This is a genomic window from Tritonibacter mobilis, from assembly GCF_001681715.1.
Taxonomy (GTDB): Bacteria; Pseudomonadota; Alphaproteobacteria; order Rhodobacterales; family Rhodobacteraceae; genus Epibacterium; species Epibacterium mobile.
The window spans coordinates 286,346-301,622 of the sequence record NZ_LNWY01000012.1 but is presented as its reverse complement, the minus strand read 5'-3'; the positions used below and the strand labels follow the sequence as shown (position 1 = coordinate 301,622).

Below are 15,277 nucleotides of genomic sequence, written 5' to 3'. Positions count from 1 at the left end.
GCGGCAAGGCGCGCATCACTTGCGCCTTCACACTTTGCGATACCTTATTGAAAATAGGTGAAAATAGTTAATTTGTCGTGATTCTCGAATCGCGACTTGAGCGAAACTCCGCCTTTGCCAATTCTAGCTCCCAAGCCTCGGGTCCGATCCGGGGTCAGAGGAAGACATCGATTCTTAGGGAGGATCTCCATGAAGTTTCTGACTGCTGCCGCAACCGCGCTGGCACTGAGCGTCACCGCAGGTGCCGCACAAGCCGAAGCCTGTGATGACGGCGAAATCGTCGTAAAGTTCAGCCACGTCACCAACACCGACAAGCACCCCAAGGGGATCGCGGCCTCACTGCTGGAAAAGCGCGTGAACGAAGAGATGAACGGCACCATGTGCATGGTCGTCTATCCGAACTCCACGCTTTATGACGACAACAAGGTGCTTGAGGCGATGCTGCAAGGCGACGTGCAACTGGCCGCGCCGTCGCTCTCGAAGTTTGAGAAATTCACCAAACAGTTCCGCCTCTTTGATCTGCCGTTCATGTTCAAGAACATCGACGCGGTCGACGCATTCCAAGCCTCCGACAATGGTCAGGCCATGCTCGACAGCATGCAGCGCCGTGGTCTGCAAGGTCTGGGTTACTGGCACAATGGCATGAAGCAGATGTCGGCCAACAAGCCGCTATTGCTGCCCGAAGATGCCAATGGTCTGAAGTTCCGCGTGCAGTCCTCTGACGTGCTGGTTGCGCAGATGGAAGCGATCGGCGGCAGCCCGCAGAAAATGGCCTTCTCCGAAGTCTATGGCGCGCTGCAGCAGGGTGTTGTGGACGGTCAGGAAAACACCTGGTCCAACATCTACGGCAAGAAGTTCTTTGAGGTTCAGGACGGTATCACCGAAACCAACCACGGTGTGCTCGACTATCTGGTTGTGGCCTCGGTTGACTGGCTCGACAGCCTTGAGCCCGAAGTGCGTGACCAGTTCATGACCATCATGCATGAGGTCACCGCAACCCGGAACGCCGAATCCACCCGCGTGAACAACGAAGCCAAAGAGTCTATTATCGCCGCAGGCGGTGTGGTGCGTGAGCTTTCCGCTGATCAGCGTCAGGCGTGGGTCGATGTGATGAAACCCGTCTGGGAGCAGTTCGCAGGCGACGTGGGTCAGGATATGATCGACGCGGCGCAGTCCATCAACGCGGGCTTCTAAGTCAGATCTGCGGTCCCGTGCGGGCCGCGATCATCTGAAATACTGGTCAGAGCGCAGGGAAAATGCGCTCTGACACCTGAGCGGCACAGAGGCTGTGTCCGCACCCATTTCCCAAAAACTGGAGAGACAATGATGTCGGGGGCAAGAACCGGCCCGTCCGGGTTCATCCATACACTTGAGGAATCGTTGATCGCGCTGATCCTCGGAGCAATGACATTGCTCACCTTTGCCAACGTGATTGCGCGCTACGTCTTCAATTCCAATATTCTCTGGGCGCTTGAGGTCACTGTGTTCCTCTTTGCCTGGTTGGTGCTTTTGGGCGCGTCCTATGCGGTCAAAGTGCATGCCCATCTGGGCGTTGATGCGGTGATCAACATGCTGCCCGAAGGCGTGCGTCGCACGCTGGGTCTGATTGCGGCGGCGGCCTGCATTATCTTTTCGCTTCTGATGCTGAAAGGTGCCTATGACTACTGGGCGGTTTTTGCCGATCTGCCACCAACCTCCGGGCGCTGGTTTCCCACCGGTCTGGATCTGAAAGCGCGGAGCCAGAGTTTCTATGAAGTTCAGGATGTGCCGATGATCGGTGCGCTGCGCTTTCTTGAGGATCTGATCAACTACGGCGATTCCTACGAAAAACTGCCCAAGGTCGTGCCCTATCTGGTGTTGCCGCTGTCGATGCTGTTGCTGGTGATCCGTTTTGTTCAGGCGGCATTTCAGATCCTGCGCGGTCAAACTGACCGTCTGGTTGCAAGTCACGAAGTCGAAGACGAACTCGAAGCGGTTCGCGCTCAACAAGGAGAGCATGGCTGATGGAAGTGGTTCTTCTCTTTACCCTCGTGATCGGATTGCTGCTGATCGGTGTGCCGATTGCGGTGGCTCTTGGTCTGTCGTCCACCGTGTTCCTGCTGATCTATTCCGACAGCTCGCTGGGCTCGGTTGCGGGGACGCTGTTTCAGGCCTTTGAAGGGCATTTCACCCTGCTGGCAATTCCGTTCTTTATTCTGGCGTCCAGTTTTATGACCACAGGCGGCGTGGCGCGGCGGATCATCCGTTTCTCCATCGCCTGTGTCGGTCACCTGCCGGGCGGTCTGGCGATTGCGGGCGTCTTTGCCTGTATGCTGTTTGCAGCGCTGTCCGGGTCGTCGCCAGCAACCGTGGTGGCCATCGGGACGATCGTGATCGCGGGCATGCGTCAGGTCGGCTATTCCAAGGAGTTTGCCGCCGGGGTGATCTGTAACGCAGGTACGCTCGGCATCCTGATCCCGCCTTCCATCGTGATGGTGGTTTACGCCGCAGCGGTTGAGGTCTCGGTCGGGCGGATGTTCCTTGCCGGTGTCATCCCGGGCCTTATGGCGGGCATCATGCTGATGATCACAATCTATGTGATGGCCAAGGTCAAAAACCTGCCGCAGGGCGAGTGGAACGGCTGGGGGGAGGTTTTTGCCTCTGCACGTGAAGCAGGCTGGGGTCTGTTCCTGATCGTGATTATTCTGGGCGGCATCTACGGCGGTATCTTTACCCCGACCGAAGCGGCTGCAGTGGCGGCGGTCTACGCCTTCTTTATTGCGTGTTTCGTCTACAAGGACATGGGACCGCTTTCCAATGGAGAGGGGCAGCCCAAGGACTCGCTGTTGAAAAAGCCCTATGCGCTGATCACCGCGTTTTTCCACAGCGATACCAAACACACGCTGTTTGAGGCTGGCAAGCTCACCGTGACACTGTTGTTTGTGATCGCTAACGCGCTGATCCTGAAGCATGTTCTGACCGACGAGCAGGTGCCGCAGCATATCGCCAATGCGATGCTCTCGGCAGGGTTTGGCCCCGTGATGTTCCTGATCGTGGTCAATGTGATCCTGCTGATCGGCGGGCAGTTCATGGAGCCATCGGGACTTCTGGTGATTGTGGCGCCCTTGGTGTTCCCGATCGCCATTGAGCTGGGGATTGACCCAATTCACCTTGGTATCATCATGGTTGTGAACATGGAGATCGGGATGATTACACCGCCGGTGGGGCTGAACCTTTTTGTGACCTCCGGGGTTGCGGGGATGCCGATGATGGCGGTGGTGCGGGCTGCGCTGCCGTTCCTCGCGGTGCTCTTTGTTTTCCTGATTATGGTGACATATATCCCGGCGATCTCGACCTTCCTGCCCAATATGATCATGGGACCTGAGATCATAACCAACTGATCTGACGGATAGATGGGAAATGATGCGCCCGGAGAGTTGCCTCTTCGGGCGTATTTTTATCGGCAGGGGCGTTGCCCCTCTGCGCTGACGCGCATTCACCCCAGGATATTTGCGGTTAGAAGAAGGGGGAGCGGTCGGCGCTTTGGCAAAGAAAACGCCCGGACCGTGAAGTCCGGGCGTTTTTCATCAGGCTGACGCGGGAGGGAGGCCGCGGCGGCCAGAATTATCAGGCCGTACGCGGGCGTGACAGCAGCAGGGCAGGTGCTTTGATCGCACGTACCAGCGCAGCGCCGATGCTGGAGAGGATGACGCCCATCATCTCGGCGCGCATTTTGCGGGCACGCAGTTCGATGTCTTTCATCTCTTCGCTGAGCAGCGGGGCGGTTGAATTCAGGTCCATAACTTCACCTTGGGGTCTTCGTTTGATGCCCTTCATCTAGTGTATCCTTCAGCTTTGCACATCGCATAGCTTGGCAATCCCGCTATGCCTCTGCTGCAATGCGGCATCCGGGAGGTGGATCGTTTCGCCATGAAAAAACCGCCCGTGCTGATGCAGGGCGGTTTCTTTTCTTGGGCTGCAGCTGTTGGTGATCAGCTGGCGCGGCGCTCATCAAAGCTGAGCGCGATGAAGCTTGGCATATGGTCACCCATGCCCACGACCTTGTCATCACGGCGGTCATCGCGGCGTCCGCGAGAGCGGGATTTACCGGATTTGTTGGTATCGTCCGCGGGTTTCTCGGCCTGACGCTGGGGTTTTTCCTGCGCCTGTTGTGGCTGCTGCTCAGTCGTTTGTGCAGCGGCTTTGACTGGCGGCTCTTCGGATTTGGCAGCGGTGGTTTTGCTGCGGCTGCGACGGGCCGGTTTGGGCTTATCGCTTGTCGCGTCTTCCTTGGTCGCGGTTTTGCGCGGCGTCGGCTTTACCGGGTTGTCCAAGCGGGTGATTTCTTTTTGAACCAGACCTTCGACGGCATCCAGCGCCTTTTCATCGCGCGGGCTGCACAGGGTGATGGCTTTACCGTTGCGCCCTGCGCGACCGGTGCGCCCGATGCGGTGCACATAGTCCTCTGCATGGCCGGGCACGTCGAAGTTGAACACATGGCTCACCGAGGGGACATCCAGACCACGCGCCGCCACGTCGGAGGCCACGAGGATCTTGAGCGTTCCGTCACGGAAGCCATCAAGCGTCTTTGTCCGCTGGCTCTGATCCAGATCGCCATGGATCGGCGCCGCGTCATAACCGTATTTCTTCAGCGATTTGGCGACGATATCCACGTCGGTTTTGCGGTTGCAGAAGATGATGGCGTTTTTGACCGCCTCGCCTTCCTGATTGATCAGCTCGCGCAGAACGCGGCGTTTCTCGCTGCCTTCGCGATCCTTGCGGGAGGCTTTGAACATCACCACCGCCTGTTCGATCGTCTCGGAGGTGGTCGCTTGCCGCGCGATCTCCACCCGTTCGGGGCCGGAGAGGAACGTGTTGGTGATGCGCTCGATCTCCGGTGCCATGGTGGCGGAGAAGAACAGCGTCTGGCGGGTGAAGGGCGTCAGCGAGAAGATGCGTTCGATATCGGGAATAAAGCCCATATCGAGCATCCGGTCGGCCTCATCCACCACCATGATCTCGATGCCGGTCAAGAGCAGCTTGCCGCGCTCGAAATGGTCCAGCAGGCGGCCCGGTGTGGCGATCAGCACGTCAACACCGCGGTCGATGGCTGCGTCCTGTTCCTTGAAGGAGACGCCGCCGATCAGCAGGGCCTTCGTCAGTTTGACGTGTTTGGCGTAGGTGTCGAAGTTTTCCGCCACCTGTGCGGCCAATTCGCGCGTCGGGCAGAGCACCAGCGAGCGCGGCATGCGCGCCCGGGCGCGGCCACGGGCAAGGCGGGTGATCATCGGCAGGGTGAAGGAGGCGGTCTTGCCGGTGCCGGTCTGAGCGATCCCGAGGACATCGCGTCCTTCCAAGGCGGCGGGAATCGCGCCTGCCTGAATCGGGGTCGGGCTTTCATATCCTGCTTCCTCAATGGCTTTGAGGACCTTCGGATTAAGGTTCAGATCGGTGAATTTTGTCATATGCGTCCGTTTTTGCGGACACTGACCTGGCCCGCGCGTGTGTCTCTATCCCGGTATCAGTCGGACGCCTGAGCAGTCAGGTGTCCCCGGATGTGGCGGCACATAGCAAAATTGCGAGATACGGTCAAATGATCGCGAAATTCCGCCGGCGTTCTTTTGGAGATTGGGGGTATTTGCAGTATTTCTGAAACAGTTCGTCAAAATTCCGGGAAATGTTTCCGCCGCAATTGTGCAAGTGGCAAGCTCCGTTGGCGCAAAAGCCCCTCTGTCGTCAATTTTTGCCGTAAACCGGGGCTGTCGGCGCAAACTTCGTCGAAAAAGGCCCTGAGGCCGGATTCGCCCTCTTCTGATTCCAAGGAGGACAGCAATTCGTGCAAGGTGACACCGCCGGTTTCGCGGGGCTGAGCCGGGCGCAGGTCTGCCCGGTAGGAGCCTTTTTGCAGCCGGTAGCCATAGTGGTTCAGCCAATGATCCCAGTCGCTCGCGTGGAAATGGCACAGGTCCATATCATCGAACTCTGTTTTGGCAGGGTTTTCGGCGCCATCCACAAAGACATTGTGAATGCGCAATTCCACATCACTCAGGCCACAGCGTACAAAGATCTTGCCCTGTATGTGGCTGACAAAGCCGCCTTTCAGGTAGCCGCCGAAACGGGGGTAGAGCCGGGCGCTGGTGGCGCTGGCGCTTGATCCCTGCGGCACGCGCGCCTTGAATTGATCGTTACTGCCAGCGAGTACCTCCAGCGGGCGCACACGGGCGCAGATGGTGTCGTCTGTGAGGGATGCCAGATGTGTTTCAATCGGTGAGGTGGGCCACAAAAACTCATCAACGTCGATATGGATCAGCCAATCCAGGTCGCGGGCCTGACGGCGATAGGCGCGGGTGGCGTTAAGGCTCTGGCGGACCTGATGTTTTACCGGCACACGGCTCCGGCGTTTTTGCCAATGGGCCTCGGTGGTTTCAATGACGCGGATGTACGGGTGGTTTTCAAGGTGTGGCAGCGCCTCGGGGCAGGGGGCATCCAGGTAAAGAAACAGGCGATGCGCACCTTGTTCCAGATGCCATGCGGCAAAGTTCAGGATCTCGTGCGCGTCGGCCTTGAGGGTGGCAACGAGGCCCCATTTTCCCGTAATTGCGGGATCTTTCATCTGTCCACCTGCCTGCGTGATTGAAAACGGGCACCCGGTAAGGGGTGCCCGCGTTTCAGACCATCATTTCCTTGGTGGAGGAGAGTTTCAAGTCAGGATAATCCCGTTCCACCCGGTCGATGTCCCATTGCAGGCGCGTCAGATAGACCACGTCGCCATCGTTATCATGGGCGATATGCTGTTTGTTGGCGTTGGTGAATTTGTCCACCGCCGCCTTATCGCCATGCACCCAGCGCGCCGAGGTAAACTGCGAGGCCTCAAATCGCACCGGCAGGCCGTATTCCATCTCGATCCGGCTGGCGAGCACTTCGAACTGCAACTGGCCGACGACGCCGACGATAAAGCCCGAGCCAATCGAGGGTTTGAACACTTTGGCAGCGCCTTCTTCGGCGAATTGCATCAGCGCTTTTTCCAGATGCTTGGCTTTCATCGGATCGCCCGCGCGCACCCCTTGCAAAAGTTCCGGCGCAAAGGACGGAATACCTGTGACGCGCAAGGCCTCGCCCTCGGTCAACGTGTCGCCGATGCGCAACTGGCCGTGGTTGGGGATGCCGATGATGTCACCACCCCAGGCCTCTTCGGCAAGCTCGCGGTCAGAGGCGAGGAACAACACCGGGTTGGAGATCGCCATGGGTTTCTTACTACGCACATGCGTCAGCTTCATGCCGCGTTTGAAGTGGCCGGAGGCCAGTCGCACAAAGGCCACGCGGTCCCGGTGCTTGGGGTCCATATTGGCCTGCACCTTGAAGACAAAGCCTGCGACTTTTTTCTCTTCAGGGGCGATTTGGCGGGGTTCGGCGGATTGGATCTGTGGCACCGGGCCATATTGGCCAATGCCGTCCATCAGCTCACGCACGCCAAAGGAATTGATCGCAGAGCCGAACCAGATCGGGGTCATATGCCCCTCAAGTACGGCCTGCGGGTCGAGTTTGGGCAGCAGTTCGCGCGCCATTTCGACCTCTTCGAGCAGCTTTTCCAAGAGATGCTCGGGCACATGTTCGGCCAGTTTGGGATCATCGAGGCCTTGGATCGAGATGCTCTCGGCAACCTTGTTGCGGTCGGCGCGGTCCATTAGCTCCAGCCGGTCACGCAAGAGGTCGTAACAGCCGATGAAATCGCGCCCCACACCGATGGGCCAGCTGGCGGGCGTCACATCGATGGCGAGGTTTTCCTGAATCTCATCAATGATTTCAAAGGTGTCGCGGCTTTCGCGGTCCATCTTGTTACAGAAGGTCAGGATCGGCAGATCGCGCAGGCGGCAAACCTCAAAGAGCTTCTGGGTCTGGCTCTCGACGCCCTTGGCACCGTCGATCACCATGACGGCTGCATCCACCGCCGTCAGCGTGCGGTAGGTGTCCTCGGAAAAATCCGAGTGGCCGGGGGTGTCGACGAGATTGTAGCGGAAATTGCCGTAGTCAAAGGACATCGCGGAGGCCGAAACAGAAATGCCACGGTCTTTTTCCATCTGCATGAAGTCAGAGCGCGTGCGCCGGGCTTCGCCCTTGGCGCGCACCTGTCCGGCCATCTGGATGGCGCCACCATAGAGGAGGAATTTCTCGGTCAGAGTGGTCTTGCCCGCATCCGGGTGCGAGATGATCGCAAAGGTGCGGCGCCGCGCGATTTCCGGCGGCAGATCGGGGCGGTTATGAGCGGTGTCCAACATGAGGCTGGCCTTAGCCAGAAAGCGGGGATGAGGCAAGGAAAAGCGGTTTCATCGCTCGAGGAGCGCGGGAGACCTCCCGCCCATCCATCGTTGCGCCCCTTCGGGGCACCCCGCGTCCGGTTGGGCCGGGCGCCGGGCCATTCGGCCCGGCGAGGCTCAGAGCACCGGATCGGTGCTCTGAGCCTTCCCCAGCATTATGTGAGGCGTTGTGGTCTGGACCGTGGCGATAGCGGCGGGCCAGGAGGGGGGCGCGATTTTTGGGAAATTTGCGGAACAATTTGCGTGGTCTCACGTTGTCTGTCCGAACGCGAAACAAAACCGGAAAGGACATTCCCATGCCGAAGGATCAAACCGCACCGTCCACCGAAGATATTGCAACGCAGATGGAAGTCCTGCGTTCTGACATTTCCGCGCTTACCAAATCCGTTTCCGATCTGGCCAAGGATCGCGCGGGCAAAGCCCGTGATGCGGCGCGCGATACTGCGCGTGAGCAAGGCCAAGCGGTCGCGGATGGAGCTGCCCAGATGACTCGCCAAGCTGAGGATGCGGTGCGCGCGCAACCGCTTGCGGCAACGGCAATTGCAGCCGGGCTTGGCTTTGCGCTGGGTTATCTGAGCAATCGTCGCTAACGCGATGCTGAGCCTCATTAAATCCAAGGCCCGGCGTGGTGTGCGCCGGGCGCGCTACGCGGCACTTTGTGCGGTGAGTGCAGCCATTGGTGCGGGGTTTGCGACGACGGCGCTTTATGCGGCGCTTTTGCAGGCCGGGCAGTCGCACGCGATGGCATCGCTTATTCTTGGCTGTATCTGGTTTGGCCTGTCGGGGGTCTTCCTGCTGGCCAAAGGTGCGGTCGGTGAGGATCGCGAAGACTATGGTTCAGAGCCGCGAGTCGGCTCACCTCATGTGGCGCATCCCAACGGTCATGCAGCAACAGCACCGAGCGTGGCTGAGGCCTTTATGAATGGTGTAAACGAGGGCGCGGGCTTTGCCCGTATGCAACAGCGCGGCAGCTGACGGGGCCGCGCTGTTGTCGTGCTTGGAGCCGGGCACGTATGGGTGCTGGTGGGCTGATGGCGTTGGCGCGATCCTTAGCGCAGGGATGCGCGCTTCAGCAATTCAACAGCATCGGGGCGCTGTAGTAGCGGGCGGCGAATTTCCAGCCCGTGATCCCCGCGTGTGCCGTGGCGGCGCGGTGTTGCAACCTTACGCCGAATATCCTCTGGCAGGGCTGGGCGCGTGACCGCATCCACCAGCATCGATTCAGCTGCGATTCCCTCAGCGTAGATAATGTGGTGATGGTCAAACAGGATCTGGTAGTAATCGATAAAGCCGCCGTCCTGCACCACGACACTGTCGCCATTGACCAGATCCCGCGCGCGGATCATCAATTCGTGCCGCCCGGTGCCCAATACATCCGAGCGCTGATAGATCATCAACCGGTGATCTGGGCTGACCAGCAGGTCACGAGCGTTGTTAAGCGCACCCTCCCGGATCAGGATCGGGGCCATCTCGCCGACGGCGCGCACGGTGGTCTGCCCAACCCAAGTGATTGTGCGTGCACCGCTGTTGCGGGTCAGAACCCGGTCACCGGGTTGCAGGGTTTCAATCGCGCGCTGCTCACCGGTGCCCATGGTGATGTGCGTTCCGCGTGAGAACGCAACACAGCTGAGCTGTGCAAGCCGTTCCCAGACGCGGGCACGATCCGCGCGGACCAAGCGATAGCCTGTTCCAGCGGACAGTGGCGCCTGCGGGATCAAATATACTGCGGTGATTACTCCGGCCTTGTCGACCTCAACCGCGATCAAGGCTTCGATCGCGCTGCCAAGATCTGGCATCAGGGTGATGGCGCAATCCAGATAGAGCGCAGCCTCAGGCTGGCCCATTTCGCTGTCGGAGTGCAGGGAAATTGCGCCCTCGGCGGAGACGGTGAATGCCAGCCGCTGCAGCCTTGCAGGGCTGCTCAGCTCATAGATGTCATCCATTACCAACTCATCCAACAGCCCAACCGGATCGCCCGAATTGGCGCCGATATCCACGCAGAACTGTTCTGCCGGATAGGCCGGGAGGGCGTAGAGGGAGAAGGTGTCGTCTGTCACGTCGATCACTGTCTTTCGGTCTAAGGAGGCGTCGGGAATGCCTCGATTGCGGAACAACTTTGCACCCCGCGTAGTAAAGACTAGGTTCACACTTGGGCGAGAAACGGGCACTCAGGGGAAAATTTCTGGCCCGTGCCCGGTTTGTCATCTGGAAAACCCGTCACTGCGCTGGCAGGGTCACGCCGGAACACGCAGCAGCAGGGAGAGTTTCATGGATCTGGGCATTCGCGGAAAGCGCGCATTGGTATGTGCATCGAGCAAAGGGTTAGGTCTGGGCTGTGCAGAAGCATTGGCGCAGGCGGGTGTGGATCTGTTGATGAATGCGCGCGGCACCGAGGCGCTGGAAGCATCGGCTCAGGACATTTGCGACCGGTTCGGGGTGCGTGTGGATACGCTTGCGTGTGATGTGACCGATGAGGGCGCGCGTGCAGAGTTGATCGAACGCGCCAAAGGTGTCGACATCCTTGTCACCAACGCAGGTGGGCCGCCTCCGGGTGTCTGGAGCGATTGGGACCGCGAAGATTTCATCAAGGCGATTGACGCCAATATGCTCACCCCGATTGCGCTGATGAAAGCGCTGCTGCCGCAGATGATGGACGCAGGCTGGGGCCGGGTGGTCAATATCACCTCGCAGTCGGTAAAAGCGCCAATTGCGGCGCTGGGGCTTTCCAATTCCGCGCGCGCGGGGCTGACGGGCTATGTGGCGGGCACCTCGCGGCAGGTGGCCGGCAAGGGCGTGACCATCAACAATCTGCTGCCGGGCATTCATGCCACCGACCGGGCGATCTCGCTGGATACCGGGGTGGCGAAGGCGCAGGGCATCAGCATGGATGAGGCCCGCGATCAGCGCGCCGCTACGATCCCAACCGGGCGCTATGGGACGCGGCAGGAGTTTGGTGCGACCTGCGCGTTCTTGTGTTCACAGCATGCAGGTTTCATCGTCGGGCAGAATATCCTGCTGGACGGTGGTGCCACCAATATGACGATCTGACCCGATGGCAGAGGCATTCTCGCTGAAGGATCAGCTATTTAATATCGGAAAGACCCGCTATCTGGCGGGGCTTTTTGCTGCGGCGTCCCCGAGTTTCGATGCAAAAGCCTTTGAGACGGATGTGATGGCGCGGTTGCTTGATCTGGAACTCAAGGAACGCATCAACTGGATTGCCGAGCAATTGTCGCTGCATGTGCCGGGACCCTTGGAGAAAGTGGCACCGGTGATCATCGCCGCTCTGCCGCCGCCGCTGGACCCGAGCCTGAGGGACGATGATTTTGGCGATTTCATTTTTGCACCCCTTGGTGAGTGGGTGACGGCCCTCACGCAGGATGACGATGACCTGCCGCTTGCACTGGATGTGCTGGAGGTCCTGACGCAGCGGTTCTCCATGGAGTTTGCCATCCGGCCCCTGTTGAAACGCTGGCCGGATCAGGTGCTGGCGCGCATGGCGGACTGGGCAGCGCATGGGCATTATCATGTGCGTCGTCTGGCCAGCGAGGGCACCCGGCCGCGCCTGCCGTGGGGGCTGGCGGTGAACCTGCCGCTGACCGCGCCATTGCCGATTTTGGACCGGCTGCATGGGGATCCGACCCGTTTTGTCACGCGGTCTGTGGCGAACCATTTGAATGATATTGCCAAGAAAGATCCGCAGATCGTCATTGACCGGCTGACCGATTGGCAAGGGCAGGGGAAACAAGCACCCAAAGAACTGGACTGGATCACCTCCCACGCGTTGCGCGGGCTGGTAAAGGCGGGGGATCCACGGGCGCTGCGGCTGTTGGGCTATGATCCCGATCTTGAGCTGACCGCGCAACTGGATCTGCCTGCGCGCGTGCGTATCGGTGAAAAGCTCATGCTGGGCTGTACGCTAAAAGGCGCAAACGGCGCGCGGGTGCTGGTTGATTATGCGCTGACCTTTCAGCGTGCGGGCGGCAAGACGTCGACCAAAGTGTTCAAGTGGAAAACCGGTGCGCTGGGCGGCGATGGTCTTGCGCTGCAAAAATCTCATGCGCTCAAAGCGCAGGCTTCGACCTTTACGCTGATGCCGGGGGCGCATCGCGTCACGTTGATGGTCAACGGCCAGCCCCGCGCGAGTGGTGAAGTGGAGTTCCTTGCCTGAGGCAGGGCAGCTTGATATCAGCGCGCAATCTCCGATTGCCAGCAATCCAGACATAAAGGGCCAGACCATGCCAGAGCAGATGACCAAATCCGCACTGCCCTCCGTGCAGGCGGAAGGGCACGAGGTGACGCCCCGGCTGGAAATCCGCAACATCCGCCGTTTCTTTGAGGGCCGTGCGGTGGTGGATGATGTCTCGCTCACGGTGTTGCCGGGGCAGGTGACCTGTCTGCTCGGCCCCTCGGGATGCGGGAAGTCCACCACCCTGCGCATGATTGCGGGCGTGGAGATGCAGGATGAGGGCGAGATCTATGTCGATGGCAAGCTGATCTGCGACACGCTGTTTCGGGTGCCCCCAGAACGGCGCGAAATTGGCCTGATGTTTCAAGACTTTGCTCTGTTTCCGCATCTGAGCGTTGGCGACAATGTCGCCTTCGGTCTGAAAGGGCCCAAAGACCAGAAACGGGCCCGCGCGCATGAGCTGTTGGATCGGGTGTCGCTGGCGCAGTATATTGATGACTACCCGCATCAGCTCTCTGGTGGGGAGCAGCAGCGGGTGGCGCTGGCGCGTGCGTTGGCCCCGCGCCCCAAGATCATGCTGATGGACGAGCCATTCTCCGGGCTTGATAACCGTCTGCGTGATGGCATCCGTGATGAGACGCTGAGCGTTCTGAAAGAAGAAGACACAGCCGTGTTGCTGGTCACGCATGAGCCCGAAGAAGCCATGCGGATGGCGGATGAGATTGCCCTGATGCGGGACGGGCGCATCGTGCAGCAGGGCGCGCCCTACAACGTCTATACCCGCCCCGTGGATAAGGCGGCGGTGGCGTTTTTCTCTGACGTCAACACGCTTCCCGCGCAGGTCAATGGCGCGCTGGCCGAAACGCCGTTTGGTCAGTTTCTTGCGCCGGGGGTGCCGGATGGCACCGATGTGGAGATTGTGTTCCGCCCGCAGCATCTGCGCATCGACTTTGACCGAAATGGCCGTGGTCCCGAAGCGACCGCGCGGGATGGGGTGCCAGCGCGTGGCATCGTGCAGCGCGCGCGTTTCTTGGGCAATGAGAGCCTTGTGGAGTTCCGCATGGACTTTGACGGCTCTATCCTGAAAGCGACGGTGCCCAATGTGTTCCTGCCCGCCGAGGGCCGTGCGATGTGGCTGACAGTTCCGCGTGATCGGTGTTTCGTCTTTCCACGGTGATTATTGATCGTCATGGTGGGATCAGGAAACCGGAGGCCACCATGCAGCAGAGCTATGAAATCCGACCGCTCACTCGCGGCGAAATCGACACCGCCGTGGCATGGGCCGCGCAAGAGGGCTGGAACCCCGGACCGCAGGACGCTGCATGCTTTGCCGCGCAAGATCCAAGCGGCTTTTGGGGCGGCTTTCTGGCCGGAGAAATGATCGCCTGCATCTCCGTTGTCACCTATGGTGAGGCTTTTGCTTTTCTTGGATTCTACATCGTAGATTCCGCCCATCGGGGGCAGGGCTATGGCTATGCCCTGTGGCAACGGGCGCTGGAACACGCCGGGCAACGCACTGTTGGTCTGGATGGGGTGGTGGACCAGCAGGGCAACTACCGCCGCTCGGGCTTTGATCTGGCGTGGCGCAATATTCGCTTTGGCGGCGTGCCCAAGGCCGCGCTCAAAGTGTCGGACGCTTATACGCTGACGTGGCTGGAGGGGCTGACTGGTGATGTCGCAGCGCTTGATGCGCGGGTTTTTCCAGCTGCGCGCCCGGACTTTTGGCAGCAGTGGTTGTGCGCGCCGGGGCATGTGAGCATTGCGGCATATGACGAGGGTGGCATATGCGCTTTTGGCACGCTCCGGCGTTGTCAGACGGGGGCAAAGATTGCGCCCCTTGTTGCGACCTCTCGCGCGGCGGCGCTTGCGGTTCTGGCCGGGTTGCTGCGCGATTGGCCCGCAGATCAGGAGATTTTTCTCGATGTGCCGGAACCCAACACGGTGGCGGTTGATCTGGCGCAGGATTTGGGCCTTCAACCCGTATTTGAAACCGCGCGCATGTATCGGGGGCGCAAGCCCGAAGTGGCGCAGGATCTGATTTATGGCGTGACCAGTTTTGAGTTGGGTTAACTCCTAAGTGCGATACCGCGCCTCTTCGCAGGCTTGATAATCCTGCAAGCGTTTGCCGGGCTCATCCACGAAGAGTTCCGGCAGCGCCTCGGCGCCTTCAATGAGATCGACGCGGAACACCCGGAAATCCCCCCGCGTCTCGCACCATGCGGTCAGGGTCCAGACCCGGCCCCAATATTCCATATGCAAAGGGCGGATCACCCGTTCGGTGAGGGTCTCGTCGATGCGGCGATAGCGCAGGGCGAGTTTCTGGCGGGCCTTGATCGCCGCCCGCAGGGTCGGCATCCACGTAAACCCCCGCGCCGCATCGGCAAAGGGGTAGACCGCGAATTTCCAGGCGTCCGCCTCTGTCACCGTCTCGACGGGCAGCACTGCGTCGACCTTTGCGGCGAGGCTCTCTGCTGCGGCCTTCAGCTCCGGATCGGCGGCTTCGGCCACGATCGCCATGCCGAGGTTAAGCGCTTCTAACTCTGACGGGGTCAGGGTCAGCGGCGGCAGGGTGATCGCCTCGCGCACCATATAGCCGACACCGCGCTCGCCTTCGACCGGCACGCCCGAGGCCACCAGCGTGTCCATATCGCGATAGATGGTGCGGGTGGAGACCTCCAGCCGTGCGGCAATATCCTGCGCCCGGTGCAATTTCCCATCGCGCAGGATCTGGATAATTTCAAAAAGGCGGTCGGTGCGGCGCATGGAGAGATCTTTCACCTGCGCCGCACCTCAA

Annotated in this window: 15 protein-coding genes; 9 read left to right on the top strand and 6 right to left on the bottom strand. The window is 60.0% G+C overall.

What is annotated here, in order from left to right; genetic code table 11:
* Positions 1-189 precede the first annotated feature (189 nt).
* The 3 genes from UB90_RS12680 (at position 190) to UB90_RS12670 (ending at position 3,380) form a co-directional block, all read left to right on the top strand.
* On the top strand, positions 190-1,194 hold the full coding sequence (locus UB90_RS12680; protein WP_009176572.1) for a DctP family TRAP transporter solute-binding subunit: 1,005 nt from the start codon (positions 190-192) through the stop codon (positions 1,192-1,194).
* A gap of 132 nt (positions 1,195-1,326) precedes the next feature.
* Positions 1,327-2,004: a TRAP transporter small permease gene (locus tag UB90_RS12675; protein ID WP_065326109.1), complete on the top strand. Its 678-nt coding sequence runs from the start codon at positions 1,327-1,329 to the stop codon at positions 2,002-2,004.
* On the top strand, positions 2,004-3,380 hold the full coding sequence (locus UB90_RS12670) for a TRAP transporter large permease (RefSeq protein ID WP_009176210.1): 1,377 nt from the start codon (positions 2,004-2,006) through the stop codon (positions 3,378-3,380). The genes UB90_RS12675 and UB90_RS12670 overlap by 1 nt, the downstream gene beginning before the upstream one ends.
* Positions 3,381-3,606: 226 nt before the next feature.
* Here UB90_RS12670 and UB90_RS22825 read toward each other — a convergent pair whose 3' ends face one another.
* The 4 genes from UB90_RS22825 to UB90_RS12655 form a co-directional block, all read right to left on the bottom strand.
* Positions 3,607-3,780: an RSP_7527 family protein gene (locus tag UB90_RS22825; protein ID WP_009176519.1), complete on the bottom strand. Its 174-nt coding sequence runs from the start codon at positions 3,778-3,780 to the stop codon at positions 3,607-3,609.
* 191 nt (positions 3,781-3,971) lie between these two features.
* On the bottom strand, positions 3,972-5,444 hold the full coding sequence (locus UB90_RS12665; RefSeq protein WP_065326028.1) for a DEAD/DEAH box helicase: 1,473 nt from the start codon (positions 5,442-5,444) through the stop codon (positions 3,972-3,974).
* 197 nt (positions 5,445-5,641) lie between these two features.
* Positions 5,642-6,592: a glycosyltransferase family 2 protein gene (locus UB90_RS12660; RefSeq protein WP_065326027.1), complete on the bottom strand. Its 951-nt coding sequence runs from the start codon at positions 6,590-6,592 to the stop codon at positions 5,642-5,644.
* A 55-nt stretch (positions 6,593-6,647) separates the two neighbouring features.
* The gene (locus tag UB90_RS12655; RefSeq protein WP_065326026.1) at positions 6,648-8,255 is read right to left on the bottom strand and encodes a peptide chain release factor 3; all 1,608 of its coding nucleotides are present in this window, start codon (positions 8,253-8,255) and stop codon (positions 6,648-6,650) included.
* A gap of 335 nt (positions 8,256-8,590) precedes the next feature.
* Here UB90_RS12655 and UB90_RS12650 point away from each other — a divergent pair, with 335 nt between their 5' ends.
* A complete protein-coding gene (locus UB90_RS12650; RefSeq protein ID WP_009176234.1) occupies positions 8,591-8,884 on the top strand; it encodes an ElaB/YgaM/YqjD family protein in 294 nt (97 codons plus the stop codon).
* Between the two features lie 4 nt (positions 8,885-8,888).
* Entirely contained in the window at positions 8,889-9,269 is a 381-nt protein-coding gene (locus UB90_RS12645; protein WP_065326025.1) for a hypothetical protein, read from the top strand.
* A gap of 74 nt (positions 9,270-9,343) precedes the next feature.
* Here UB90_RS12645 and UB90_RS12640 read toward each other — a convergent pair whose 3' ends face one another.
* Entirely contained in the window at positions 9,344-10,360 is a 1,017-nt protein-coding gene (locus tag UB90_RS12640; RefSeq protein WP_065326024.1) for a Hint domain-containing protein, read from the bottom strand.
* Between the two features lie 202 nt (positions 10,361-10,562).
* On the opposite strand from UB90_RS12640, the gene UB90_RS12635 reads away from it, so the two are divergent.
* The 4 genes from UB90_RS12635 (at position 10,563) to UB90_RS12620 (ending at position 14,553) form a co-directional block, all read left to right on the top strand.
* Entirely contained in the window at positions 10,563-11,342 is a 780-nt protein-coding gene (locus UB90_RS12635) for an SDR family oxidoreductase (RefSeq protein ID WP_065326023.1), read from the top strand.
* Positions 11,343-11,346: 4 nt separating this feature from the next.
* Positions 11,347-12,465, top strand: coding sequence for a hypothetical protein (locus tag UB90_RS12630; RefSeq protein ID WP_065326022.1), 1,119 nt, complete (start codon positions 11,347-11,349; stop codon positions 12,463-12,465).
* Positions 12,466-12,544: 79 nt separating this feature from the next.
* Positions 12,545-13,660, top strand: coding sequence for an ABC transporter ATP-binding protein (locus UB90_RS12625; RefSeq protein WP_046002028.1), 1,116 nt, complete (start codon positions 12,545-12,547; stop codon positions 13,658-13,660).
* A gap of 41 nt (positions 13,661-13,701) precedes the next feature.
* Complete coding sequence (locus tag UB90_RS12620; RefSeq protein WP_065326021.1) at positions 13,702-14,553, top strand: GNAT family N-acetyltransferase; 852 nt, start codon at positions 13,702-13,704, stop codon at positions 14,551-14,553.
* A 3-nt stretch (positions 14,554-14,556) separates the two neighbouring features.
* On the opposite strand, the gene UB90_RS12615 is transcribed toward UB90_RS12620, so the two are convergent.
* Entirely contained in the window at positions 14,557-15,246 is a 690-nt protein-coding gene (locus UB90_RS12615; RefSeq protein ID WP_065326020.1) for a helix-turn-helix transcriptional regulator, read from the bottom strand.
* Positions 15,247-15,277: the final 31 nt, after the last annotated feature.